At 60.7% G+C, this 820-nt stretch carries 2 protein-coding genes; both read left to right on the top strand.

Annotated features, from left to right (window positions below; translation table 11 throughout):
* On the top strand, nt 1–370 hold a 370-nt coding region (locus D5084_RS09075), incomplete at its 5' end, for a transposase (RefSeq protein WP_155523121.1).
* An 8-nt stretch (nt 371–378) separates the two neighbouring features.
* A partial coding sequence (locus D5084_RS09070) for an IS3 family transposase (RefSeq protein ID WP_155523120.1) occupies nt 379–820 on the top strand: 442 nt, incomplete at its 3' end.

Raw genomic sequence — 820 nt, 5'->3', positions numbered from 1 at the left:
CCGAAAATCGTACAGTGACGGAAGCTACGATCTGAAGTCTGCTGGTCTCCAAACACGAGGAGATCAGGACATGTCGAAACGCAGGAACCACGATGCGGCGTTCAAGGCGCGAGTGGCGCTGGAGGCCGTGAAGGGCGAACGCACGGTGTCGGAACTGGCCGCCGAGTATGGTGTGCATCCGACGATGATCCACCAATGGAAACGGTCGCTGCTGGAGGGTGCAGCAAGCATCTTCGAGCGCGGCGGCAAGGCTGCTGCGGCGGCCGAGGTTGCCGAAGAAACAGTCCGTGACCTCCATGCCAAGATCGGAGAGCTGGCTGTCGCCAATGATTTTTTGTCACGAAAGCTCAAGCCCTGGATCGGCAAGTGAGGCGCGGTATGGTCGAGAAGAACCACCCAAACCTGTCGGTCGGCGCGCAGTGCCGTCTGCTGTCGATCTCACGGTCGTCGTTCTACTACGCCCCGCAGGGCGAGACGGAAATGAACCTCGATCTCATGTTGCTGATCGACAAGCAGTTCCTGGACACGCCGTTCTATGGCGTGCGGCAGATGACCTGGCATCTGCAGAACGAAGGTCATGGCGTGAACCAGAAACGCATCCGGCGGCTGATGCGCCTCATGCGCCTGATGCCGATCTACGAAAAGCCCGACACCAGCAGGCCCGCGAAGGGGCACAAGACTTACCCCTACCTGCTCGGCGGGCTGCGGGTGGACCGGCCCAACCAGGTCTGGTGCGCCGACATCACCTACCTGCCGATGCGAAAGGGCTTCCTCTATCTGGTGGCCATCATGGACTGGTTCACCCGCAAGGTGCTGGCCT

Origin of the sequence: Tabrizicola thermarum, from assembly GCF_003574395.1 — a bacterium.
Taxonomy (GTDB): Bacteria; Pseudomonadota; Alphaproteobacteria; order Rhodobacterales; family Rhodobacteraceae; genus Tabrizicola; species Tabrizicola thermarum.
The sequence above is the reverse complement of the archived record's forward strand: the minus strand, read 5'-3'. Positions and strand labels throughout refer to the sequence as shown.